Source organism: Paenibacillus filicis (genome assembly GCF_038070315.1).
Classification (GTDB): Bacteria; Bacillota; Bacilli; order Paenibacillales; family NBRC-103111; genus Paenibacillus_G; species Paenibacillus_G filicis.
Genome location: NZ_JBBPCC010000002.1, coordinates 153,632 through 175,092 on the forward strand (window position 1 = coordinate 153,632; position 21,461 = coordinate 175,092).

Sequence of the window (21,461 nt, forward strand, 5' to 3'; positions counted from 1 at the left end):
ATGCCCCCGGCTTACAGTGAGACAGGGGCATGCTCCGAACGGGAGAATTCGCCATGCGGCTGCAGCCTGGCTTATAGCTTCGTTTTCACCAGTCGATCCCAATATTCTTTCCACTGCGAGGCGTTCTTGGCCATAATCTCCCAGTCTGGGTTGATGCCCTTGGACTGAGTTTCGACGGAGAACGACGGATCATTTTTATACTTGTCCGGTACCTTAGCCGTCTTGCTCGTCACTGGAGTGCCGGTCGCATCTGCATAGCGGGTCAGCGCGTCAGGGCTGAGCAGCTCGTTAATAATCTCATTGGCTACCTTCTGCTGGGCTGGAGTCGATCCCTTAACCACCTGAAGCGAATAAGGGAATGAGATCGCCCCTTCCTTCGGATAAGCGACAGCCAGGGGCGCACCTTGGTCAATCCAGGTCTGGGCCACCTGCGCGCTGAACGGCGCGATGAGCGCATCGCCGGACACGAGCAGATTTTTGAGCTGATCGTTAGAAGTCACCAGCGATTCGATCTGCCCGCTGTGATCGCCCCAGAACTTGAATGCGGGCTCCGGATTCTCGTAGGTAGCGCCGATTTCTTTGCCCTTGACACCGATGACGGGAGAGATGGAGGAATAGAGCAGATAATCCCAGATGACGGCTTTCTTCTTAAATTCGGGATTGTCCCATAGGTCGTTCCAGCTCGTCGGCGCCGTCTTCACCAGGTCCTTATTGTAGACAAGCCCGAAGCTGGATACGCCCCAGACGATGCCCTTGTTGTCCTTCCGATGGAAATTATCTGGAATATCCTTCATGTTGGTGACGATGGACGGGTCCAGCGGCTCCCACATATCGTCGTTGATGCCCTTGGCCGACGCATCGGCGTTGAAGTAGCCGAAGTTCACGACCGGGTTGTTAGGATCGGCCTGCTTGCCGGCCAGCATCTTCGGATACATGACGCCATTGGACGATTCCTGGAAGGTGACTTCCACATTCGGATGCTTCTTCATGTAGTCGGCGACAACCTGCTTCGGCACGACATCCTGGTTAGATCCGGCCCAGATAAACATCGACAGCTTGACCTTCTCGCCGCCTGTGGCCGCTCCTCCCCCAGCTTCCGGGCTCGGGCTCGCGCCTGAATTGGAGTTCGCACCTCCGCAAGCCGACAGAAACACGAGGGACAGGGCCGTCACGACGGACAGCGTTTGATTGCGAAATCTCTTAGTTGTAGACATCTTCATTCTCCTCTTGGTTGGTGTTGGGATCAGACGACCCCGATGCTGCGGCGCAGCGATTCCATGAAACCTCCAATTTCCTCCGGTCCTACCTTCTCCCCTCTCTCCATCCGCTTCTCCGCTTCGGCCATTGTCCGCCGCTTCAAATAATCACGCAGCGCGAGCGGATAGCTCCGCAGCGCATGACCGACCGCGAGCTGAAGCTCGTCGGGCCATGACCGCTCGAAGCTGTCTCGTGCGGCGCCGAAGCTGAAGTCCTGCGGCTGCGAACGCTGTCCGCCTCTCAGCTCCTGCGTGGCGGACTCGTCGATGCCGCCGTCTGCGGTGAGCGCTACGCCATATTGCGTCCGCGCCTCGGCTTCAGACAGCAGGCCGCTCCGCACGTCGCGGGCCACCGCTTCCGGCTCCCGCCGATACGGATCGCCGTAACCTCCTCCACCTTGCGAAAGGAAGGAGACGGTATCGCCCGGCTGCAGCAGCAGCTCATCGATCCGGCCCAGCCGCTGCTCCTCATCGGTTCCCTCGTTCTTGACCGCCTCACCATGCGTCCCGGCTCCGCCACCCAGCCGTCCCCACGGCTGGAACTGCATCCGTTCCATATTGCGGGCGGTCATCACGGTGTCCGGGCTCAGAATCTTGACCCGCAGGTCAATGCCGCTGCCGCCACGATACAAGCCCGCTCCCGCCGAGTCCGGCCGCAGGCCGTAACGCTCGATCAGGATGGGCATCTCCGCCTCGGCCGTCTCCGTCGGAATGTTACGCAGGTGGCCGACGGCGAAATCCATCCCGTCGATCCCGTCCTTCATCGGCCTGGCTCCAGAGCCGCCGCAGACCGGCTGAATGACGCCGACCTTCTTGGTTCCCGTCGCCGGATCGGTCATCGACAGCATGACGATGCAGGCCTGCCCTGCTCCCGCAGCCGGCAGCTTGTCCGCCTGGGCCCGGCTGAGCGCACCAGTCAGCACATCCATCACACGGATGAACGTAGCGGCCCGCGCACCTACGGCCGCCATCGGCTCCGGATTCAGAATCGTCGCCGGGGGCGCGTCATTGCGGATCATTCGGATCATCCCCGAGTTCCACGGGACCGTCGGGTCGAGCGTCCGGAAGTACCGGATGAGCGCAGGCACGAGCATGTAATGCCCCTGTTTGTTGCAGGTGGCGATATTGAAAGAAGCCCTCACCTGAGGGTCTGTGCCGTCGAAGTCCAGGAAGATCTCCTCCCCCGATACAACCATCCGGCAGCGGAGGCGGATCGGGTAGCCCCCAGGACCATCCTCCAGGTAATCCCAGAAGTCATACTCCCCGTCCGGAATGTCCCGTATCAGCAGGCGTACCTTCCGCTCGGCATAATCGAGCAGGCTCTCGATGCCCCGCTCGACCTGCTCGCTGCCATACCGGGCGATCAGCTCGGCCAGCCGCTGTTCCCCGCGGTTCAGACCGGCCATCAGCGCCCGCAGATCGCCCCAGTTCTGCTCGGGTATCCGGCAGTTGTCGAGGAAGATGCGCAGCACCTGGTCATTCAGCCGGCCCTGATCATACAGCTTGACCGGCGCGAGCCTCAGCCCTTCCTGGTGAATATCATAAGCGGTCGGCGACACGCTGCCCGGCACCTTGCCCCCCACATCGGAAGAATGCACGAAGCAAAGACCGAATGCGATCACCTTGCCTTCATGGAAGAAGGGCTTAAGTAGATGCACATCTGGAAGATGGGTCGCCATGCCGCCTGTCGTGTACGGGTCATTGCAGATGACGATGTCGCCTTCATGCCACTCCTCGAAGGCTCCGATCACATCGGCGGCCGGGATGCCCAGCGAGAGACTATATCCGGTATCGAGCGGCGAGCCGAATGTTTCTCCCTTCGGGGACAACAGGTAGGTGCCGAAGTCCCCGGTTTCCTTCACGAAGGCGGTAAAGCCTGTTCGCAGCACAACGCCCGCCATTTCCTCCACGATCGCCTGCACCCGATTTTTGAAAATTTCCAAGAATACTTGATCCGTTCTCATATCTTCATTCAGCCTCCCCGACGATATTCCCGAAAGCATCTCTCGATACCCGGAATCCGGGCGGCACGAAGACGGTCGTATCGTATTCCACGATGATAACCGGGCCTTGCAGCGGCTCTCCGCTCCCGAGCAGCTCGCGGCTCACGACCTGAGCCTCCAGCTCCCGCCCGTCGAAAAAGATCATTCTCGTCTCCGTCGCGCGCTGCGACTGAACCGGCGCAGGGATGCGAATCGTGTCTACCTTGCCGGTGACCCCGACGATGGTCGCACGCAGATTCACGAACGTCACTGGAGAGTCCGGCTGATTGACGCCGAAGATGCTGTCATAACGCTCATGGAACAGTCTCACGGCGTCATCCGGATCCCCGATCCGTTCCGCTGTGAGAGGAACCTCGATTTCGAATGACTGCCCCTCATATCGCATATCCGCGCTATAGATCATATAGGTGGATTCCAAGCTAAGCCCGCCCTTGGTTTCTTCCTTCAGCCATTCCCTGCCGCGCTCCTCCAGCTCGCGGTACTGCCTCTCCAGCTCGCCGCTGACGAGTTGATGCCGGTTGCGGTTCAGCGAGTGGACGAAGTCATTGCGCAGATCCGCCACGACGCAGCCCATCGCGCACAGGGTTCCCGGCGAAGGCGGTACCAGCACTTTGCGAATGCCAACCTCCCGCGCCAGCAGGAAGGCATGCATCGGTCCAGCTCCTCCGTAAGCGAGCAGCGCGAAGTCCCGCGGATCTACACCCTTGCGCGCCATCAGCGGCGTGAACTGGGCGTACATATTGGCGGTCGCCACATCGAGAATTGCCTGAGCCGTCTCCCTGGAGCTGAGCCCGAGCTTGCCGCCCAGCTCCTCCAGCGCCTGAGCCGACAGCTCCGGCCTCAGCGTCATGCTGCCGCCAAGAAAGCGATCCGCCTGCAAAATGCCGAGATGCAGGTAAGCGTCCGTCGTCGTCGGCTGCGTGCCGCCCCGGCCATAGCAGGCCGGACCCGGATCGGCTCCCGCGCTGCGCGGGCCGACCTTCAGCACGCCGGCCGAGTCCACCCAGGCAAGCGAGCCGCCGCCTGCGCCGACCGCCGTCACATCGACCGCCGGGATGATGACCGGGAAATCGCCGACCTGATTTTCCGTGGAGTAGGCCGGTTCGCCATCGATCAGCGCAACATCGACGCTTGTCCCGCCCATGTCGAAGGTGATGACCTGGCGGATGCCCGCCATCCGGGCCACATGCGTTGCTCCAATCACACCGGAGGCCGGGCCGGACAGCAGCGTCTTGACCGGCTCCTCCGCGGCGCGATCTGCGGTCATGATGCCGCCATTAGACATCGTGGACAGCACCTTGGCCTTCAGCCCGTACTCGGCCGCCCCTGTCTTCAGACGGCGGAAATACTCACCCATCCGCGAGCCGACATAAGCGTTCATGACCGTCGCCAGACAGCGCTCGTATTCCCTCTGCTGAGGCCAAACCTGACTGCTTGTACAGACGAACAGATCAGGATATGCCTCGCGAATCCAATCGTAGGCCAACTGCTCATGCTGAGGATTTTTGTACGCATGGAGGAAGCAGACGGCGATCGCTGTCGTTCCCTCACTCACCAGCTCCTCCACAGCGTGAAGCAGTTGTTCGCGTCCGATCGGCCGGTGAATGCTGCCGTCGGCGAGACAGCGCTCGGCGATCTCCTTCACCCGATGGCGCGGTACGAGCGGCTCGGTCTTGTCCCCGTACAAATCTGTCGTATTCTCCAGCCGCAGTCGGCGGATTTCCAATATATCGCGGAAGCCCTCCGTAACCAGCAAGCCGACCGCTGCACCATTGCGCTCGATCAGCGTATTGACGCCAAGTGTCGTTCCGTGAACGAACAATCCGATATCCTCGATCGGTAACGCATTCTCCCGCAGCTGCTTCAGGGCGTCAAAGATCGCCTGCTCGGGAGCTGCAGGGACAGACGGCGTCTTGAGAGTCGCCACCACATGTCCGTTGTTGTCAGCCACTATCGCGTCGGTGAACGTACCTCCGATGTCGATGCCCAGTCGATAGCTCTGTTGCTTCACTGTTCCTTACCTCCAATGAATGTGCTCACGTCCACAGGTTCCTCGTCTTCATGCTTCCTGATAAAATACTGTTCGACATCGCCGATAATCTGATTGATATGCCGCACCATTTCCTGTCCCGCCCGGCATGGAGAACGCTCGGCGATAGCCGATGCAATCCGTTCGTGGTCGACGACCAGCTCACTGCCGACCGACCGCCGGATCGAGGCCGTCGCTGGCAGATCCAGGCTCTCCTGCCAGACCAGCTGCAGCGCATGCAGCAGCACCTGGTTACGCGAGGTTTTGGCGATCAGCAGGTGAAAGGCACGGTCCTCTTCATACGGAATCCGGTTATCCGCCAGCACCTCGCGCTGCAGCCGGATCGACTCGCGCAGCAGCTCCACGTCTTCCGGCGTCGCCTTCTCAGCAGCGAGCGCAGCAGCTTCGTACTCCAACGCTCGCCTGACAATCAGCACGTCGAGCAGCGCTTCATGACTATCGGTATTCAGCGCCTGCAGCAGCCGCGAATGATGACTTTGCTGACGCAGCTCGCGCTCCAGCTCCTCCAGGCGCTCTCGCCCGGCTCCGGTCAGCACACGGCCTTTTCTTCCTTGAAGATTGGTATACCCTTCATCGTCAAATTGCATTAATTTCCGGCCGAGCGTAGCCTGGCTAAGACCGAATTTCTTACCGACGACGAGCACCAGCGTCGTCGCTCCGACCGGGATGTCGGATTGGGACAAATAAGACAGAACTGCATATTCCAGTCTGGATGCCTGCAAGCTGTTCGTCATTGAGCACATCCTTCCTCTATTTTTTCTTCGTTGATACTCATTGATGATTAACGTGATTATAGCTAATCCCTGGTCACTTGTCAATTATTCTTACCCACTAACTTGGGATTGATGGCAAGACCCTACTTCCGTGTCCATTCAGGATTTTATAGATGTAATCGAATTCAGGGTTGATAATTTACATACATAATCATATAATAAGTTTACCAAGTTATTCCTTCCATAAAGAAAGGATGTGACAAGGATGATTACTCACTTCTCGCAGCTCCAGCTAACTACCGTCTCACTGCCAGGCGTCAGGCAATTTTATCATGACCTGCTTCACTTTCCCGTGATTGCCCAAACAGATACTGAAATTCGGTTTCAGCCGGCACCTCATCTTACTTTATCCTTTAGAGAAGCCTTAGAGCCCTTGCGCCCGGCACATCTGGCATTCGAAGTCCCTTACTCGCAGTTCGACCATGTCATTGACCGGATTCAGCGGAGTCACATCCCGCTTCTCGCCTGGCCAGATGGACGAACCGTGGATGATTTCGGCGGAAGAAAAAATGTGTATTTTCGGGACGGCGACGGTCATTTATTGGAAATCATCACCCATTCCTATATCACCGAAGGCATCCTCCAGCCTAGCGGTGAGTTAAACATTCTTTACCTCCGAGAAGTCGGCCTTCCGGTCGAGAGTGTCGTCCAGTTCAGAGAAACGCTCGTGCGTCTATTCAGTCTGAAGCTTGACCGATTAGAAGATGACTTTACCTTTGCTATAGGAGGAACGGCCCATTTCGTGATCGTTTCCAAGCAACGGCGTTGGATTCCGATCGCGATGGCTGCGCTGCCGCCTTCCTTACAGGTGACTCTGGGCATATCCCGGCTTGAATGTATGGAAACCGTGATGAATAACTTGAAGAGCGAAGGAATTTCTTATGACTTTCAAGAAGATCAGCTATATTTTACACTCAACGGCTTCGATTTCTGCTTGAAGATCACCGATTTTGACGATGGCATTCCCAAGCTGCTGAACTTGCCTCTGTCCCGCTAACCAAGGAAGGCAGCAAGTCCGCCTACCCTCTCCTGTATACACAAAAGAAGCAGATGCTCCTTATTTAACATTCAAATAAGAGTATCTGCCTCTTCTGTTCAGAGCGAATTCACAGCTTCCGCTCCGGTAAGATGTGCTTCATAAGCTGAGCGAGCTTCTCGCTCGGAAAAAGTTCGGCCAGCGCTTCATTAAACGTGCTCGTGGCCTGATCAAGCTTGGACTGGCCGAGCTCCGTCAAGCAGGTATATATGCTACGTCGGTCCTCATCACACACCACGCGTTCCAGCGCCCCGCAGCCGCGCGCTTCGAATCGGCTCACCAGCCTGGACACAGCGCTTTGACTCAGTCCGATCATCGATTCCAGCTGCTGCAATCTAAGCTTTTTTCCAGGTGCTTGCGAGATAAACGTCAGCATATAAAATTCATTGAGGGAATAATTATGCTTCTCCAGCAGCCTTGCTTCTAATTTATTCGCAATATGCATTTGAATTTGTGTAAAGGAGATCCAGCTCGTCATAAGATTATCATGAGTTCCTGTTGCCATCTTATACTTCCTTTCCCGAGGTCTTGCTGCGCATCATCTCTCCTATCTTATCAGAAAACATCCTGGATGAGCTAATGACGCACAGATGCAAAACCTCCCTCTACACAAGCATGCAGACATTATCGAAAGGCCCGTGCGTACGGCTTGGGAATACTCGTCTCCACATGAAGCTGATCCGCGGCATGTAGTGCCCAATAGGGATCTCTCAGCATGCCTCTCCCTACGGCAACCAGATCCGCGTCGTCATTGGCGATGACCGCGTTCGCGAGGGCCGGTTCTTCCAATCTGCCTACGGCAATCACCGGCACTTCAAGTGCCTGCTTGATCTCTCTGGCTAGCGATACTTGATAAGCGGCGTGTTCGGTCGGATTCATACCCGACGGTATCGCACCTTCACCGCCCGAGCTAATGTGGAACATGTCCACCCCCGCTTCTTTATACGCTTTGCTAAAGGCTAGGCTCTCCTGCAAGCCATATCCGCCCTCCACGTATTCCTTGGCCGAGATCCGCAGGATCAGCGGCATACCCTCCGGCATTTCCCCCTTGGCCGCGCGAATCACTTCTTGTCCGAATAAGCTCAAATCTTGTCCGTAGCGGTCTGTTCTGCGATTCGTTAACGGCGAATGAAACTGATGGATGAGGTAGCCATGGGCGCCATGAAGCTCAATGACATCCACGCCGGCCTGCACCGCGCGCCGGACGCCCAGGCGGAACTTCTCGACCATCGCTTCCACCTCGTCCGTTGTCATCTCCTTCGGTGTCTTGAATTCGGAGCTGAACGGAATAGCCGAAGGCGCGACGGGTACTGCCGCATCCTGGGCCTTGCGTCCGGCGTGGGCGATCTGGATGCCGATCTTGGCGCCATTAGCATGAACAGCCTCTACAATACGGGCAAGCTGAGGGATATGCTCATCGCTCCATATGCCGAGATCATGATCCGTGATGCGTCCATCAGGATCCACATCCGTCATCTCAATGATGATCAATCCGGCTCCGCCTACGGCCCGGCTGACATAGTGATGATAATGCCAATCCGTAGCAATGCCATCTTTATTCACAACAGAATACTGGCACATCGGAGGCATCACGATTCGATTTTTTAATTGCAGATTTTTAAGCTCGAATGAGCTGAATAATTGGTTCATGGTTTTCTCTCCTCTGTATATGCAGTTATTTAAATGCATGCGTATGCATATAATTTACTGGACGAAGCTCTCGTTGTCAACAGAGCTCGTTCTAATATTCCATCAAGTCGTCATTTCCTGGCGGATTACTCCTACTTCTTCTAGATCCGTGCATATAATCCCTCTTTTGGGGACATGATGTAAATACTTTTTAACGTCTTTTTCCAGTAAGGAGAACCGTATGCGGAGATCGCCTACCGACAAGAACCTTTCGCCTCCTCAACCCTTCCCGTCATCGTCGAAAGCCGGGGCGTCCTCCGAAGCTATGGCATCTCCTGCCATTTCTGCTTGCCTGGAAGACAATTTGCGGGCTATCGAGGGCTCCTTTGCGGATTGCAAGGACTTGACGATTCTTCATTGGAATTACGGGCCGGAGCTGGAGCAGACGGCTTTTTCCGTTTACTTTGATACGTTAACCAAGATCGCTCCGGTCAATCCTCTTCGGGAAGCGCTGCAAAATCTCGTCGCCCACGACCTTGGGCCTGCCAGGACGGTCACCGTAGAGGATGTGAAGGCGTTTTTTGACAGCCACGGCGTGGCCTCACCCTCTGCAGAACTGATAGATGACCTTGATCAAGCAGTATCAGGCATACTAGATGGTAAAGTGGTTATCTTTTTCAGCGGATGGCAGAAAGCTATCGCTTACATCGCGCTGGATGTCGAGCAGCGACAGGCCTCCGAGCCGATTACCGAGCCGACGGTTCAAGGGCCTCATGTTAGCTTTATTGAAGCCTTGAGCCGCAATATCGGCGTCATCCGAAGCTTGCTCAAATCACCCAAGCTCAAATTCGAGTTTTTTACTCCGGGTGAGGAAAGCCGGCGAACGGTGTGCTTCGGTTATCTGGAGGGTGCGGTAAAGCCGGATATTTTGGCTGAATTCAAGCAGCGTATAGCCTGCATCGACAAGGAAGAAATTCTCGAGGTTTCCTATCTCGAAGAGTGGATTGGGGATTCGCGCTACTCGCCGTTCCCGCTGGTGAGATATACGGAACGGCCGGATACGGTCGTTGCCGCCCTGCTGGACGGCAAGATTATCGCGATGGTGAACGGGAGTCCTTCTGCGCTCATCTGCCCGGGGACCTTCATGGAATTTTTTATGACCAGCGAGGATTATTATTACCGGACCATCTTCTCGTCCTTGATCCGGTTGATCCGGGTAGCGGCGTTCAGCATAGCGCTGCTCTTGCCAAGTACATATATTGCTTTATCCACGTTCCATTCCGAGCTCATCCCGACCGTATTGCTGCTGGCGATCCTGAATACGCGGGAAGGCATCCCCTTTCCGGCTATGATGGAGGCGCTGATTATGGAATTTTTCTTCGAGCTGCTGCGGGAAGCCGGCATTCGTCTGCCTCGGCCGATCGGCTCGGCCGTCAGCATCGTCGGGGCTCTGGTCATTGGGCAGGCGGCCATTCAATCCCAGATCGCTTCGCCGGTCATGGTCATTGTCGTCGCTCTGACCGGTATCGCTTCCTTCGCGCTGCCCCAATACCATATGGCGATTGCGATCCGGATTCTGCGCTTCCCGCTCATGTTTCTCGCCGCTACCTTCGGAGGGCTCGGCATCATGGTCGGCTTTATCCTGATCTTCCTTCACCTGGCTACACTGCGCTCGCTCGGTCAGCCCTACCTGGCATCGCTGTCTCCGATCGACGTCGGCAGACTGCGCGATGCGATTATCGTGATGCCCAGGCGGCTGATGGTCCATTCGCCGCGAAGCGGCCATCTGCGCAAAAAAGCTCCGGAAAGGAAGAAGGTGCCGTGAAGCGGCTTGCTTCCCTGCTCGTTGTCTGGCTGATGCTTGGACTGACCACGGGATGCTGGGACAATAATGAACTGGACGAGTACGGATACGTCCAGGCGGTATCGATCGACCGTTCTGCTGATGGACTGATTCTAGTGACAACCCATTTCTACAACCCTTCCAGCAAAACGGAGATGGGTGAAGGCGCAAAATCTCCACAGAAGGGCATCAATATTCAGACGACCGGGAAAACCTTTTTCGAAGCGGTGAGAGACATCCCTACGGAGTTTGGACGCAAAGCCAAGTGGGATCATATGCGCGTGATATTGCTGGGGGAGACGCTGGCCAGAACCGAGAACATCCGGGAGGTGCTGGATTTCTTCTCTAGGGACCATGAACCCCGGGGTACGGTGCTTCCGATGATTGCCGAGAAAACAGCCGGAGATTTTCTGAGCATTAAGCCTTTTATCGAGCAAACCATTGGCCAGCAGTATAAGAAGATGGAGACCAACGGTTCCCTCTATTCAGCAGATAGTTCCGATATCCCGCTGTACGAGCTAGCCATCCAGTTGAAAAGCCCTTCCAAAACCGCTGCCCTCCCCTATCTTCATAAGCATTATTCGCAGAATAAAGCGATGGTATCAGGCGTAGCGCTCATCCAGGACGGCAAGATGACCGGGTTGCTTAACGAGCCGGATACTGAGGCGCTCATGATGCTAACCGGCCGATATAATAGCGGGATACTGGAGTTCCCTTGTCTCAATAATACGGAGAAGGAAAAATCAAACAAGGAATCCTTTGAGGTTCTGACCTTCCACAGCAAAGTGACGCCGACTGTCAAGGAGGATACCGTATCGGTCAGCGCACAGGTAGAGATGGAGGGAACGGTCGGAGAGCTGCGATGCTCTCAACTGAAATCCAAACAAGACATTGAGCGCTTTGAGAAGAGCATCCAGGACAAGGTGAAGCAGCAGATTGAGCACGCGATCGCGACCTTCAAGCGTCAGGAGGCCGATCCCATCGGCATCGGCAATCAAATTTACCGGAATGATCCGAAGCTGTGGAAACGCCTCGAGCCCACTTGGAAAAAACGGCTTGCCCAAAGTCAATTTCAGGTCACCGTGACAATCAGAGTCCTGAGCACCGGCATGAATGTAGGCACACCGTTCGGGATAAAGGAGAAATAGGCATGTATGGAAAGCTGACTTGTTTCCTGCTGCTGGCTGCCGCCATGCTGATCCGCGATATCCCCAAACTCAAAGAGGCCGCACCCCGCGACCGGCTTGCGTATATAGTCATGCTGGCGCCGCTCGCGTATCTGGGCTTCGTGTTCATTACGGCCAAGCCTTGGCCCAATCTAGACACACTCTTCAATCTGCTTCAAGGTCCGGCCAAGCTGATTGTTCATTGGCTTGATCCTGCAAGCTCATGAACGGGAAAGGAGAGGAACGCATGAATAAACAAGAACGCATTAGCTCTGTCCAGATGACCCTGCTGTTCCTCTTCTTTATGACCGGTTCTTCGATCGTGATCGTTCCTGCCCCACTGACCAATCTTGCTGGCAATGGAGCATGGATTTCTCTGCTGATGGCCCTGGCTCTGGGCATGCTCCTGCTAGCAGGGGTTCTTTACTTGTACAGGCAGTATCCCAAGCTGTCACTGGTGGAACAAGGCCACCTGGTGCTGGGCCATGGCGCCACCTTCGTGCTGCTGATTCCTTTCACTTGTGTCATGTTCTGGAACGTGGCCGGGATCGTCATTGAGATCGGAACCTTCTTCAAGAGCACGATGCTGAAGGAGACGCCGACTTACGCTGTCAACACGCTGTTTTTCGTGACGATCGCCTTAACGGCTATGGCCGGGATCGAGGTGATGGCGCGCATGGCGACTATTCTGCTGGCTCTGATGTTCACATTCATCGTCCTGGTCTGGGTGCTGGTCGCGAATCTGTATCACCCGGAATACCTCCTACCTGTCATGCCGGACGGGATCGGCCCTATCCTCCATGCAGCCTACGTTGTTTATGGCTTCCCATTCTCAGAGCTTGTGGTGTTTTCGATCATTCTGCCATTCGTTCGCAGCGAGGATACCTCCAGGCTGGGGAAGCATATGTATGTGGCTCTGGTGGTCAATGCCATGACGCTAGTGGCTTCCGTTATCTGCAGCATCATGGTGCTCGGACCGTTGTCCGGAGACCTGAAATATTCGTTGTACCAGCTCGCCAGGCTAATCTTTATCCAGGAAATTATCGAACGGATTGAGTCCGTCATCGGGTTTTCGCTCATTATCGGCTTTTATTTCAAGGCGTCCATCCTGCTGCTGATCCTGATCCGTGTCCTGAAGGATATGCTAAGACTGAAAAATGAGAAGCTGCTGGCCTTTCCGGTCGCATTCATATGCCTGCTGTTGTCTCTTACTACCTACACCAAGGAATCAGAGCTGGAAGAAGTCGTCAATATCACCTGGCCGCTGCTCAACAATATGGCTTACAGCTTGCCGCTTCTGTTGATTATCGTTGTAACGTTCTTCCGCAGCAAGCGAAATAAACAGCAGCAGGTGTGACCGAGGCTCGTCACTTCAGGCGTGATCGCCAGAAGCAGAAGCAAGCCGGATTCCATCTTATGGAGTCCGGCTTGCTTCTATTCTACCTGCATCCTGTTATGCGGCTTACTCATCCCTTCCATTCCATTGGTGTCTGCTCATGGAGCAGGCGCTCCAGCAGCTCATCCAGTGACAGCGGCTGATCCTTGGTGATTTCGATACCATGGCCGGTCAGATAGGCCATCGTCGCCGCCCCATCCCGCGTCACGAGCTGGGGGAACGCCGACTGACTGTATTCCACAACGCCGGGAATTCCGGCGATGTCCGGCAGCGCCTCGCCGCTCAGCCAGAATCGGCGCCAGGACTCGGTCAAGGCGTCCTTTTCATAAGGCCCCTCGATTTGTCCGTTCTTCAACAGTACGATATAATCGGCCAACTTCCGGATATCCTCCACGGAATGGGTCGTCAGCAATATGGTGCGCTCCAGTGTATCCGCATCCTCGACGAGCATTTGCTTGAAGCGGCTGCGGCTTGCAATATCCAAACCATCGGTTGGCTCATCCAGCAGCAAGAGCGGAGCTCGGGTGCTTAGGGCCAGCGTCAGGGCGATCTTCTTCCGCTCACCTTGGGAGAGCAGTCCGTAACGCTTCTTGAGCGGAAGCCGGAACTGCTCCGCCCTGCGCAGGAAATCGCGATGATCCCAAGCGGCATACCAGGGGGCAATGAAGCTTTCCATCTGAAGCAGCGTGAAGGGCTCGCAGCCCTCCAGCGGGTCCGGGGAAAATGCCACCCGCTCGCAGACGGACGGCTCCTCCCGGCCGCTCGATAAGCCAAAAAGGCTCACGTGCCCGGTATAAGTCTTGATCAGGTTCATGCAGCATTTCAGCAGCATGCTTTTTCCCGAGCCGTTGGGACCTACGAGCGCATAGATCAGACCCGGCTCCAGCCTCAGATTGACGGGGCCGAGCCGGAAGCCTCCGGCCTCCGTAGTCAATTGTTCGATATGCAGAGGACTAACACCGCTCATCGGTCATGTCTCCTTTCTCTTTTCCTGCAGCACCTCGGCCAGCACTTGCTCGAACATGGCCCGCGTCTTCTCCGGATCATTCTGCAGCCGGAAACTCATCTCTACCGCCGTCCGGAAGGCTTGTTGGAGGCTGGCGTCCGCCACCTGCTGTTTCTCATCGGCCTTCACATCGGCCACGAAGGTCCCTTTGCCCTGAATCGTCTGGATAAAATGACGCTGCTCCAAATTCTGATAAGCGCGGTTCACCGTGATCACGCTGCAGCTCAAGTCGCTCGCGAGTGATCGGATGGATGGCAGCGGCATCCCCGGTTTAAGGCGGCCGCTAACGATAAATGAAACGAGCTGCTGCTCAATCTGATGATAAATAGGCTCCCGGCTATGTTCGGATAATTGAATGGGTAATTGAATGACCGCCTCCCCCTCTCTATGGCAGATTCCGTCTGCTCAACTTGTAAACCAGAGCTTGCTGGAACAGCCACAGTCCGAGGCAGCTTCCGGCTAAAGCAACCGCTATCGACCCGAACAGGTGGGCACGAACTACGTCCATCAGCCAGACATACAGCGGCATGCCCATCATCAAGTGAGCCCCATTGATGACGATAAAGACGACGGGCAGCGCCACTAAGCTCGCTATCGTCACGATTTTTCCATTGCTTCCAAATTCCATAAACGGATTGATTCCGTTCAACGCCACCGCGTAACAGACCCAGACGAAGAGGTAGGCCGTGTACTCCAAGATCGAAATTTGACTCGATAACACAGGCCAGCTGCCCCAGATAAACAGGCTGAGAAAACATAGGAGCGCGGCACCCAAACAAAGCAGCATATGCAGCATCCGGCTCCAAGCAATGACCTTGACCGGTATCGCCCACATCCGATAAAATTGCAGTCTTTTCAGAAAAGGCTCGTCGTTAAACATCGTCCAGGACCAATATTCCTTGGAAAAAGTTAACGTTCCGAGCGCAGGCAGGACGGCAAGCAGCAGGAAGTCCGGATAAAACAAGCCCAGATGAAAGATCCGCTCGGAATTAAACCCAGGGAACTTCCCCCCCAGAGACACCGCTGCCGACAAGCCGCAAGCATAGCCCATGAAGCCGGAAAACAATGCCGTCAGCAACACAGCAACCGGCTTATGAAGCAGCTCGCTCCACGCCATGCGTAACGCATAACGCACATTCATCACTCTCCCTAGAACATATCCTTGCGAATCCAGCCGATTGCATCGAAGCCGTAGTAGGACCCGACAGCCGCGACCACTGTCCATGCGACCATGCCGAGCGTCATCCAGAAAGTCACCGGACCCCGGGGGGCCTTAAACGACATGGCAAAGGCCGCCGCGATCTCCGTCCCGATGACTAGCGGAGCCACCACAGCCAGACCTGGAAGACCGTAGCGCACGAAGATGCGGTGGGCACGCTCACGCATCACACTCTGCTTGGCTGCTCCCCGACGCTTGCCGAGCCACTTCTGAAAGCGGTCGAAGGCGAAGACGACCAGCATCAATACGAGCCAATTCCCCAGCAAAGCGGCAATCGTGACGCCGATCGGATTCAAGCCGAAGGCTACGCCAAGCACGACGATCACCGCCGATTCCAGCGAAGGCAGCGCGGACAAAATAAATACCGCAAGATAAGACCATTCTTGTAAGTATTCAACTAACATGATGAACTCTCTCCTCTCAAGTGTATAACTGTTTATATGTATATATACAGTAGATCAAAAAAAAGTCCCTGTCAAGATTCACGGGACTGGGGGATATTCAGGCTTAGACAGACAAAAAGCTGCGCATCACAAAGGGGCCGCGCGGTTCTCATGCTGCTGAGCCGTCTCTTTCTCCCCATGCAGCATCCTCTGGGTAATCACTGACATGAGGAGCATCGCGGCACCTACGAGCAATACAGGGATGTAGACGCTGACACTGAAGGCTTCGAACAACACGCCGTAGATCAGCTGGCCCGCCGGCGCAGCGCATTGTGATACCGCCATAATCATGGCCATCACTTTCCCGAGCTGTTCATTGGGTGTTTGCTTCTGAACGATGCTGATAACGAATATGGAGAGGATCGTCATCATCAACGCGATCAGCGAGGCACACAGCAGAAAGAGAACCAGAGACGGATAATGGCCCATCCTCAGCATCATGGGTGTAGTCGAGATCGCCAGCGGCAAGATCAAGAACGCCATGAGAAGAAGCCAGCGGTATAGGGTATGCATCCTCATCCTGCCTGCAAACAGCCCAGCCAATAATGCGCCCACAATCGCAGCGAACTCGATAAGACCCATCCCGAGCCCATACGTCGTGTCGCTGCTTTGCATCGTGACCCGTAAGATGATCGGTCCGCCGACTACGAACAGAGGGGTTAGTAAGAGGTTGAGTAAAGCCGCCAGAATCATTGACTTTCGGATATAAGACTGGCTGACGACGTAGGTAAAACCGGCCCTCAGATCTTGCACCAGCATGGGTACGAGATGCCCATCGGAAGCCCGTCTGACAAACGGAATCCGAATAAACAGCTCCATGATCGCAGACAGGAAGAAGACGATACAGCTCATTCCGATCAGCGCTTCTACCCCTACAGCGCCATAGAGAATGCCTCCCAAGACCGGTGCCGCTACACCGGACAAAGCCTGCACCCCACTCACGATGCCATTGGCCTGCTCCAGCTTGTTCTCCTGGACCAGCAGCGGGATGCTGGCCATCACAACCGGCGAATACAGGGCGCTGATCAGGCCGAGGAGCACCATCACCACGCCGATCAGGATCACCGATGACTGTCCGGCCCATAACAGAACCATCAAGCCGCCCACGACAGCACTGCTCGCCAGATCATAGATCACCATCAGATTGCGGCGGTTGAACCTGTCGGCGATCGCTCCGCCCAGCGGTGACAACAGTAGAGGAATACTGGAGACGGCAAATAAGGTCGCATAGATATCGGCCCGGCCCGTCAAGTCCAGTGCATACAAAGACAGGGCAAATCTCAGCAGAGACGATCCGAGTACGGACACGACCTGCCCGAGCACCAACAGACTAAAATCTTTCCGCGCAGGCTTGCTGTTCGATAGCATCCGACAAAACCCCTTTCATATTCCGTAGACTGACCGTCGGTCTATATTAGATTAAAAAACTCCCTTTTCGCCCTGTAGCTATGAAAGAGAGAGTTTACATATCGCGATCAGCCTTCAACTGGCCCTCCTGTCAATAGATCGAGAATAGGATCGAAGCTGCCCTTGCCGGCACCGAGCGTCGTTTCCGTCATATGGATAAACGCTCTCGCTTTTTGCAGCTCTTCATGAGGCTCCCAATGAAACAGCCCTTTATCGAAGATGACTTGAGCGCCAGCAACCAGAAACTCCACCGTCTCCCGCGGGTAGTCGGTGGCGAAGATGTTCTCTCTGATTCCCTGCTTGATCACATCGGCCAACACAGGGGTTAGATGAAGAATCGCCTGGGCCAGACTCTTCTGGTGCATCTCGGCATTGCTCGGCTGATGGAATTGCTCCAGCAGCTTGGCTTTGCTGCCGCCTGCTACCGGCATCTGGGCCATGAGAATCCGGAACAGCTTGTCGCGTACAGGAATGTCGGGATTTGCGGCAATGCTTCTTGCCGCGGCTACATCCGCATCCACAATCCGCTTGATGATGGCGTCCATCACTTCTTCTTTGGACTTAAAGTGGTAGTAAAAGGTGCCTTTCGCAATGCCTATTGCATTCAAAATATCCAGGATAGTCGTTTTGGAATAGCCTTTAGTGGTAAAGAGCGCTTCAGCCGTATCCAGAATTTCGCTTTTGCGCTCATCGGGGTCTTTGATCACTCTCATGGTTCGTCTCCTGTTTTCGTAGACTGGCGGTCGGTCGGTTTATGTTTATTATATGCCAAGCCGCCGCAAGCATGCAACTTTTGTTTCCTTCCAGCGTACTACCAAGATACAGTGCATTTACCAGGAACACGGTACGGAGGAATTTTCTATGATGATGCCGAATGCATCCGCTTCCAAGCGAAATCGGGCATCTCTGATTCTTATCCGGTTAGGCGTAGTCATCTCGATCGTTGTCATCGCTATTTTGGCCAAATCACATTTCTCGCAATCCGTATTTGATATGAACGATCATACCTACCGGCAGGCGGAGATACAAGAGGGTCAGGTGAATTATCGAAGTGCGGCAGCTCCGCCCATCTACGTGCAGATCCATGATCCCAACCGGGATGTGATCATTAACGAACAAAGGTACTCCGTTTACAGGGATACAAGCACCGGCCGCGAGACTACTTTCTTGGTGACTTATCCTGACAAGCAAACTTACAAGGTCTATGAGCAATCCGGTTCTTTCCTGAGCTACGATGAGAACCAGGGCTGGGTATCGGAACTCGCTATGTACAGCAACAATCAAAGATTCCGGTCTCTCGGGGATCTGGATTACTTTCCCAGTTCGCTGGTGATCGCAGCCTACCCCGAATACCATGATCATCCCGGCAATCCTGTCCTGTTTGTCCTTGCCTTCCTCTTGCTGATCTACGGATGGTGCGGTTACCGGTATCTCAAATTCCAGAACTTCCTGTTCCTTATCTCCCTGCGCTGGGTTTGGGTGAATGACCCTGAACCTAGTGACTTTTACTACCTCATGTGTAAGATAACCGGAGTGCTCACCATGATCGGTGCTGTTGTGCTCATGCTATCCTCGCTGTAGAACGGGGACTGGAAGAAGAGCCGCAAGGTCCGTCCGGCGGATGCTTGCGGCTCGCAGGCAAGAAGCAGCTTTCTTTCCCTCTCCTCTGCTTTATGCGTTCTCCTCTTCCTTCCACACGCGGACACTCTCGCGCTTAACCAGCTCCGTGCTCAGCACAATATGAATCGTCTCCGGAAGCATCAATTTCATTCCGAAAAACTTCACCTTGCAAAATTATTACGATATCTTCGTCAAGGAACCGCTGTTTACGCGGTGGATGCTGAACAGCGCTATCGTGGCTGTCACGGTGACAGTCTGCAACATCTTGTTCAACTCGATGGCAGGCTACTCGCTGGCGCGTATCGAGTTTCCAGGCAATAAAGTCATGTTCCTGCTTATTCTGGCCGTTCAAATGATCCCGGCGCAGCTCACGATCGTGCCTGCCTATCTGATCATCAAGAATCTGAACTTGCTCAATACGTATGGTTCGTTGACACTGCCTATGATGGCTAATGCCACCTTTATCTTTATGATGCGGCAGTTTTTCGTCGGCTTTCCGAAGGAGCTAGAGGAAGCAGCCCAGATTGACGGCTTGAACCGGTTCGGCATCTTCTTCCGAATCGCCCTCCCGCTGGCTCTGCCTTGCCCTCGCGGCGCAGACGATCTTCGTCTTCATGGGCGCGTGGAACGAGTTCCTGAAGCCGCTCATGTTCATCTCCGATGCGAACCTGTTCACTCTGACGCTCGGACTGAATACGTTCAAGGGTCAGTACATCAGCAACTGGAACTATATCATGGCAGCCTCCATGGTATTCACACTCCCTGCGCTGCTGATCTATGCGCTGTTCAACCGCTTTTTCATCAAAGGCGTTACGTTCACCGGAGGCAAATAAACGGGAACGGGTCATGTATACACATTACCATGCACAGTAAAGAGGAGCCCCGAATCAATCACCCGGGGCTCCTTTTTACTGTGCATGGATGGTATGGATTCTATGACTCCGCTTCCCCTCCCTCTACTCAACCCGATTATATTCCATGCAAATCGTGCATAATAAGCCAGAAGTATCAAGTCAAACCGCGTAGAGGAAAACTTATGAATGAGAATCACCCTACGGGTCCGTCCATCCAGAAGGGGCCTTCCGGTTCAAGACTAAGCGGCGCCTTCGAGGCGGATGCTCAATTTTTCAAAACGACCTTCGACCGGTCCACGGACATCGTGTTCAAAGAGCTGCTCGTCTGCGATATGTATCAAGGCCTCATTATCTTTATAGACGGATTAGTCGATGCTTCGATCATTGACGAAGATGTCATATTGCCTTTACTTAAGAGCGGCAGCCCGTTGAATGAGGGATACTCCTCCGATGAGTACGACAGGAATGTCCTGAACTTCATTCAGAAAAACATCATTTCCGCCTCTCAAACCAAGCTTGAGGGGGAATTAAAGCAACTAACCGAAGCCATTGCATCCGGCGATACTGTCTTTATTCTAGAAGGCTCGACAGATGCTTTGCTAATCAGCATCAGGAAAAAGGGATCACGGTCAGTCGAAGAGTCCCCCTCGGAACCGGTTATTCGCGGTCCGCGGGAGGGCTTTACCGAGAATTTGCGGACGAATACGAGCATGATCCGCCGAAGGCTGCAAAGCTCCAAGCTTAAGATAGAGGCACTCAAGATTGGGGAAATATCCAATACCGATATCGTCATGGTATATGTGGACGGGATCGTGGAGGAAAGCATGCTGACCGAGCTAAGGGAACGACTCGGACGTATCCGGATCGATGCCGTTCTTGAGAGCGGATATATTGAAGAATTGATCGAGGACAATCCTTACTCCGTCTTTCCGCAAACCCTCAGCACAGAACGCCCGGACCGTGTAGCGGCGGCCATTCTGGAGGGCAAGATTGGGATTATGATCGATAATACGCCATTCGCCCTTATCGTGCCTATCACCTTCATGGGATTGCTGCAGTCGCCGGAGGATTATTATCAGCGGTATATGATATCGACGGCTACGCGCTGGCTGCGCTACTGGCTGGCGATTATTGCGTTAACCTTTCCCTCCATCTACATCGCCGTGACGACGTTTCACCAGGAGATGGTCCCGACCAATCTGCTGCTAAGCATCGCCGCTTCGCGGGAGGCTGTCCCCTTCCCCGCTATTATCGAGGCTTTCCTGATGGAGCTGGCTTTCGAAGGGCTGCGGGAAGCCGGCATCCGGATGCCCCGCCCCGTCGGTCAAGCCGTAAGCATCGTGGGCGCCCTCGTCATCGGTCAGGCGGCCGTCCAGGCCGGCATTGTCTCGGCGACGCTCGTCATTATCGTTTCGTTCACGGGCATCGCATCCTTTATATTTCCAACCTACAGCTTGGGAATTGCCGCACGGCTGCTGCGTTTTCCGCTCATGCTTCTCGCAGGCAACCTGGGACTCTACGGTATTTTTCTCGGGCTGCTGGTCATTTGCATCCATCTGCTTAAGCTGCGTTCCTTTGGCGTGCCTTACCTGGCGCCCCTGGCCCCCTTTTCCTTCAGCGGTCTCAAGGATTCGCTCGTCCGGGCTCCCTGGTGGAATATGATCAAGCGTCCCGTCCATGAAGCCCAACCAGGCAATCTGCAGCGGATGCGGCGTCATTTGAAGCCTCAGCCCCCAGAACAACAGGATTAAGAGGTGGAA

General features: G+C 54.9%; 19 protein-coding genes and 1 pseudogene. 8 read left to right on the forward strand and 12 right to left on the reverse strand.

What is annotated here, in order from left to right; translation table 11 throughout:
• Positions 1-71: 71 nt before the first annotated feature.
• Genes WMW72_RS04545 through WMW72_RS04560 form a run of 4 tightly spaced genes read right to left on the reverse strand, consistent with a single transcriptional unit; the run spans position 72 to position 6,043 of the window.
• Entirely contained in the window at positions 72-1,214 is a 1,143-nt protein-coding gene (locus WMW72_RS04545; protein ID WP_341414235.1) for an ABC transporter substrate-binding protein, read from the reverse strand.
• A gap of 29 nt (positions 1,215-1,243) precedes the next feature.
• Positions 1,244-3,220: a hydantoinase B/oxoprolinase family protein gene (locus tag WMW72_RS04550; protein WP_341414236.1), complete on the reverse strand. Its 1,977-nt coding sequence runs from the start codon at positions 3,218-3,220 to the stop codon at positions 1,244-1,246.
• A gap of 4 nt (positions 3,221-3,224) precedes the next feature.
• The gene (locus WMW72_RS04555) at positions 3,225-5,270 is read right to left on the reverse strand and encodes a hydantoinase/oxoprolinase family protein (protein ID WP_341414237.1); all 2,046 of its coding nucleotides are present in this window, start codon (positions 5,268-5,270) and stop codon (positions 3,225-3,227) included.
• Positions 5,267-6,043: a FadR/GntR family transcriptional regulator gene (locus tag WMW72_RS04560; protein ID WP_341414238.1), complete on the reverse strand. Its 777-nt coding sequence runs from the start codon at positions 6,041-6,043 to the stop codon at positions 5,267-5,269. Before WMW72_RS04560 ends, WMW72_RS04555 begins: the two co-directional genes overlap by 4 nt.
• Before the next feature lie 244 nt (positions 6,044-6,287).
• Between WMW72_RS04560 and WMW72_RS04565 the strand changes: the two genes are divergently transcribed.
• Positions 6,288-7,079, forward strand: a complete 792-nt coding sequence (locus WMW72_RS04565) for a VOC family protein (protein ID WP_341414239.1) — start codon at positions 6,288-6,290, stop codon at positions 7,077-7,079.
• Between the two features lie 109 nt (positions 7,080-7,188).
• Here WMW72_RS04565 and WMW72_RS04570 read toward each other — a convergent pair whose 3' ends face one another.
• Positions 7,189-7,623: a MarR family winged helix-turn-helix transcriptional regulator gene (locus tag WMW72_RS04570; protein ID WP_341414240.1), complete on the reverse strand. Its 435-nt coding sequence runs from the start codon at positions 7,621-7,623 to the stop codon at positions 7,189-7,191.
• A gap of 119 nt (positions 7,624-7,742) precedes the next feature.
• A complete protein-coding gene (locus tag WMW72_RS04575) occupies positions 7,743-8,768 on the reverse strand; it encodes an NADH:flavin oxidoreductase/NADH oxidase (protein WP_341414241.1) in 1,026 nt (341 codons plus the stop codon).
• A gap of 220 nt (positions 8,769-8,988) precedes the next feature.
• Between WMW72_RS04575 and WMW72_RS04580 the strand changes: the two genes are divergently transcribed.
• From WMW72_RS04580 to WMW72_RS04595, 4 genes are read left to right on the forward strand one after another with little or no spacing between them, the layout of a single operon-like run.
• The gene (locus WMW72_RS04580; RefSeq protein ID WP_341414242.1) at positions 8,989-10,572 is read left to right on the forward strand and encodes a spore germination protein; all 1,584 of its coding nucleotides are present in this window, start codon (positions 8,989-8,991) and stop codon (positions 10,570-10,572) included.
• Positions 10,569-11,738 (forward strand): Ger(x)C family spore germination protein, encoded by a 1,170-nt coding sequence (locus tag WMW72_RS04585; protein WP_341414243.1) that lies wholly within the window; start codon positions 10,569-10,571, stop codon positions 11,736-11,738. The genes WMW72_RS04580 and WMW72_RS04585 overlap by 4 nt, the downstream gene beginning before the upstream one ends.
• A 2-nt stretch (positions 11,739-11,740) precedes the next feature.
• Positions 11,741-11,983, forward strand: a complete 243-nt coding sequence (locus WMW72_RS04590) for a hypothetical protein (protein WP_341414244.1) — start codon at positions 11,741-11,743, stop codon at positions 11,981-11,983.
• Positions 11,984-12,003: 20 nt separating this feature from the next.
• Positions 12,004-13,113 (forward strand): GerAB/ArcD/ProY family transporter, encoded by a 1,110-nt coding sequence (locus tag WMW72_RS04595; protein WP_341414245.1) that lies wholly within the window; start codon positions 12,004-12,006, stop codon positions 13,111-13,113.
• 109 nt (positions 13,114-13,222) lie between these two features.
• Here WMW72_RS04595 and WMW72_RS04600 read toward each other — a convergent pair whose 3' ends face one another.
• From WMW72_RS04600 to WMW72_RS04625, 6 genes are all read right to left on the reverse strand, one after another.
• Positions 13,223-14,119, reverse strand: coding sequence for an ATP-binding cassette domain-containing protein (locus WMW72_RS04600; protein WP_341414246.1), 897 nt, complete (start codon positions 14,117-14,119; stop codon positions 13,223-13,225).
• Between the two features lie 3 nt (positions 14,120-14,122).
• Positions 14,123-14,422 (reverse strand): GntR family transcriptional regulator, encoded by a 300-nt coding sequence (locus WMW72_RS04605; protein ID WP_423227513.1) that lies wholly within the window; start codon positions 14,420-14,422, stop codon positions 14,123-14,125.
• Positions 14,423-14,543: 121 nt separating this feature from the next.
• Positions 14,544-15,293: a hypothetical protein gene (locus WMW72_RS04610; protein ID WP_341414247.1), complete on the reverse strand. Its 750-nt coding sequence runs from the start codon at positions 15,291-15,293 to the stop codon at positions 14,544-14,546.
• A 14-nt stretch (positions 15,294-15,307) separates the two neighbouring features.
• Complete coding sequence (locus tag WMW72_RS04615) at positions 15,308-15,781, reverse strand: small multi-drug export protein (protein ID WP_341414248.1); 474 nt, start codon at positions 15,779-15,781, stop codon at positions 15,308-15,310.
• A gap of 126 nt (positions 15,782-15,907) precedes the next feature.
• On the reverse strand, positions 15,908-17,188 hold the full coding sequence (locus WMW72_RS04620; protein ID WP_341414249.1) for an MFS transporter: 1,281 nt from the start codon (positions 17,186-17,188) through the stop codon (positions 15,908-15,910).
• A 107-nt stretch (positions 17,189-17,295) separates the two neighbouring features.
• On the reverse strand, positions 17,296-17,940 hold the full coding sequence (locus WMW72_RS04625) for a TetR/AcrR family transcriptional regulator (RefSeq protein ID WP_341414250.1): 645 nt from the start codon (positions 17,938-17,940) through the stop codon (positions 17,296-17,298).
• Positions 17,941-18,088: 148 nt separating this feature from the next.
• Between WMW72_RS04625 and WMW72_RS04630 the strand changes: the two genes are divergently transcribed.
• The 3 genes and pseudogenes from WMW72_RS04630 to WMW72_RS04640 all read left to right on the forward strand — a co-directional run bounded on the left by WMW72_RS04630 (position 18,089) and on the right by WMW72_RS04640 (position 21,452).
• Positions 18,089-18,808, forward strand: a complete 720-nt coding sequence (locus WMW72_RS04630) for a DUF6199 family natural product biosynthesis protein (protein ID WP_341414251.1) — start codon at positions 18,089-18,091, stop codon at positions 18,806-18,808.
• Positions 18,809-18,971: 163 nt separating this feature from the next.
• Positions 18,972-19,680: pseudogene (locus WMW72_RS04635) on the forward strand (carbohydrate ABC transporter permease); the annotation flags it as partial.
• A gap of 203 nt (positions 19,681-19,883) precedes the next feature.
• Positions 19,884-21,452, forward strand: a complete 1,569-nt coding sequence (locus WMW72_RS04640; RefSeq protein WP_341414252.1) for a spore germination protein — start codon at positions 19,884-19,886, stop codon at positions 21,450-21,452.
• Positions 21,453-21,461 lie beyond the last annotated feature (9 nt).

Excerpts from the sequence above, each read along its gene's own strand:
- WMW72_RS04545 (WP_341414235.1), bottom strand. The coding sequence starts at position 1,214 with ATGTCTACAACTAAGAGATTTCGCAATCAAACGCTGTCCGTCGTGACG.
- WMW72_RS04550 (WP_341414236.1), bottom strand. The coding sequence starts at position 3,220 with ATGAGAACGGATCAAGTATTCTTGGAAATTTTCAAAAATCGGGTGCAG.
- WMW72_RS04560 (WP_341414238.1), bottom strand. The coding sequence starts at position 6,043 with ATGACGAACAGCTTGCAGGCATCCAGACTGGAATATGCAGTTCTGTCT.
- WMW72_RS04565 (WP_341414239.1), top strand. The coding sequence starts at position 6,288 with ATGATTACTCACTTCTCGCAGCTCCAGCTAACTACCGTCTCACTGCCA.
- WMW72_RS04570 (WP_341414240.1), bottom strand. The coding sequence starts at position 7,623 with ATGGCAACAGGAACTCATGATAATCTTATGACGAGCTGGATCTCCTTT.
- WMW72_RS04575 (WP_341414241.1), bottom strand. The coding sequence starts at position 8,768 with ATGAACCAATTATTCAGCTCATTCGAGCTTAAAAATCTGCAATTAAAA.
- WMW72_RS04580 (WP_341414242.1), top strand. The coding sequence starts at position 8,989 with ATGCGGAGATCGCCTACCGACAAGAACCTTTCGCCTCCTCAACCCTTC.
- WMW72_RS04590 (WP_341414244.1), top strand. The coding sequence starts at position 11,741 with ATGTATGGAAAGCTGACTTGTTTCCTGCTGCTGGCTGCCGCCATGCTG.
- WMW72_RS04595 (WP_341414245.1), top strand. The coding sequence starts at position 12,004 with ATGAATAAACAAGAACGCATTAGCTCTGTCCAGATGACCCTGCTGTTC.
- WMW72_RS04600 (WP_341414246.1), bottom strand. The coding sequence starts at position 14,119 with ATGAGCGGTGTTAGTCCTCTGCATATCGAACAATTGACTACGGAGGCC.
- WMW72_RS04605 (WP_423227513.1), bottom strand. The coding sequence starts at position 14,422 with ATGCCGCTGCCATCCATCCGATCACTCGCGAGCGACTTGAGCTGCAGC.
- WMW72_RS04615 (WP_341414248.1), bottom strand. The coding sequence starts at position 15,781 with ATGTTAGTTGAATACTTACAAGAATGGTCTTATCTTGCGGTATTTATT.
- WMW72_RS04620 (WP_341414249.1), bottom strand. The coding sequence starts at position 17,188 with ATGCTATCGAACAGCAAGCCTGCGCGGAAAGATTTTAGTCTGTTGGTG.
- WMW72_RS04625 (WP_341414250.1), bottom strand. The coding sequence starts at position 17,940 with ATGAGAGTGATCAAAGACCCCGATGAGCGCAAAAGCGAAATTCTGGAT.
- WMW72_RS04630 (WP_341414251.1), top strand. The coding sequence starts at position 18,089 with ATGATGATGCCGAATGCATCCGCTTCCAAGCGAAATCGGGCATCTCTG.
- WMW72_RS04640 (WP_341414252.1), top strand. The coding sequence starts at position 19,884 with ATGAATGAGAATCACCCTACGGGTCCGTCCATCCAGAAGGGGCCTTCC.